Here is a 2065-nt window from a genome sequence, read left to right on the forward strand (position 1 = left end):
CGCTCCGAGCGGCCGCCCGGACCGGCCCGGGGAGGGGCGGGGCGGATGACGGACGACGGCGGCAGAGCCGGCGCGGTCGGCGGCACGGTGGCGGCCGGCGGCATGTCCGTCGAACTCCCGCTCTGGAAGGCGATCTCCTACTTCCGGGTGCTGGCCCTGTGCTACGCGCTGCTGCGGTACTTCAACTCGTACCTGCACTTCCTGCACCCGGTGGCCGGCTGGATCTTCCTCGGCGCGCTGACCCTGTGGACCCTGGCCAGCACCCGGGCCTTCGCCAACCCGCAGCGCTGCACCCGGTTCGTCCTGGGCACCGACCTCGCCCTCGCCGTCACCGGCATCGTGATGAGCGGCATGACCGACTCCCCGGCCCGGATCAGCCACGGCGCGCCCACCCTGCCGACCATCTGGGCGGCCGGCACGGTGCTGGGCTTCGCCGCGAAGGGCGGCTGGCGCCCGGCGGCGGCCTCGGGCTCGGTGATCGGCGTCGCCAACATCCTCGGCCACGGCGGGCCGACCGGCGACAACATCCACAACATCGTGCTGCTGATGGTGGCCGGCTGCGCGATCGGCTACGTGATCGAGCTGGCCCGGGCCAGCGAGGCCACCCTCACCCGGGCGCTCCAGGTCGAGGCGGCCACCCGGGAGCGCGAGCGGCTCTCCCGGGACATCCACGACGGCGTGCTCCAGGTGCTCGCCCTGGTCCAGCGGCGCGGCGCGGAGCTGAGCGGTACGGGGCCGGGCGGCGGGACGGGCTCCGGTACGGACTTCGCCGAGCTCGGCCGGCTGGCCGGTGAACAGGAGCGCGCGCTGCGGGCCCTGATGACGGGCGGTCCGCTGCCGGAGCAGCGCGCGCCGCGCTCCGACGCCGCCGAGCCGCCGGACCCGGACGCCCTTCGCGACCTCACCGCGCTGCTGCGCCCGTACGCGGACGAGCGGATCACGCTCTCCGCCCCCGGCACCCCGGTGCCGCTGCCCGGTGCGGCGGCGGGCGAGCTCGCGGCGGCGGTCGGCGCCGCCGTCGACAACGTGCGCAAGCACGCGGGGGAGCGGGCCCGGGCCTGGATCCTGGTCGAGGACGAGCCGGAGGCCGTCACGGTCAGCATCCGCGACGACGGCCCCGGCTTCGCCCCCGGCCGGCTCGGCGAGGCGGAGCAGGCCGGCCGGCTCGGCGTCTCCCAGTCCATCCGCGGTCGGCTGCTGGACCTCGGCGGCACGGCCGAGCTGTACTCGGCGCCCGGGGAGGGCGTCGAGGTCGAACTGCGCGTCCCGAGGAAGGCCACTCCATGACCGACCAGCCGACCGCCGACCGGCCGGTGCGGGTGATGGTGGTGGACGACCACCCGATGTGGCGGGACGCCGTCTCGCGCGACCTCGCCGAGGCCGGACTGGACGTGGTGGCCACCGCGGGCGACGGCGAGGAGGCCGTGCGCCGGGCCCGTGCCTGCACGCCGCAGGTGGTCGTGCTGGACCTCAACCTGCCCAGCCTGTCCGGCGCGGAGGTGTGCCGCCAGGTTGTCGCGCACGACCCGGCGGTCCGGGTGCTGGTGCTGTCGGCCAGCGGCGAGCACCAGGACGTGCTGGAGGCGGTGAAGTCCGGCGCGACCGGCTACCTGGTGAAGTCGGCCGGGCGGGAGGAGCTGCTGGACGCGGTGCGCCGCACGGCCGTCGGCGACGCGGTGTTCACCCCGGGCCTGGCCGGCCTGGTGCTCGGCGAGTTCCGCCGGCTGGCCGCCGAGCCGGCCCCGGCCTCGGCACCGGCCGCCCCGCAGCTGACCGCCCGGGAGACGGAGGTGCTGCGGCTGGTGGCCAAGGGACTGTCGTACCGGCAGATAGCCGACCGGCTGGTGCTGTCGCACCGGACGGTGCAGAACCACGTGCAGAACACGCTCGGGAAGCTGCAGCTGCACAACCGGGTGGAGCTGGTCCGGTACGCCATCGAGCAGGGCCTGGACGACGAGATCTGAGCGCCGCCCGGCCCCGCGCCGCCGCCCCGTCGGACGGCGGCGCCCGGTGCGACGGCGCGGCCCGGTTCGACGGCGCGGCCCCGGGCGGGGCACATCCGCCC

2 protein-coding genes are annotated in these 2065 nt (G+C 76.4%); both read left to right on the plus strand.

Features of this window, described 5'->3' with window-relative positions; all coding sequences use genetic code 11:
* The first annotated feature begins 102 nt into the window (after positions 1-102).
* Positions 103-1287 (plus strand): MacS family sensor histidine kinase, encoded by a 1185-nt coding sequence (gene macS / locus ACFRQN_RS40655; protein WP_380745669.1) that lies wholly within the window; start codon positions 103-105, stop codon positions 1285-1287.
* Positions 1284-1964: a response regulator transcription factor gene (locus tag ACFRQN_RS40660; RefSeq protein ID WP_049661271.1), complete on the plus strand. Its 681-nt coding sequence runs from the start codon at positions 1284-1286 to the stop codon at positions 1962-1964. Before macS ends, ACFRQN_RS40660 begins: the two co-directional genes overlap by 4 nt.
* Positions 1965-2065 lie beyond the last annotated feature (101 nt).

The sequence above is a fragment of the Kitasatospora sp. NPDC056800 genome (assembly GCF_042789775.1).
Lineage (GTDB): Bacteria > Actinomycetota > Actinomycetes > Streptomycetales > Streptomycetaceae > Kitasatospora.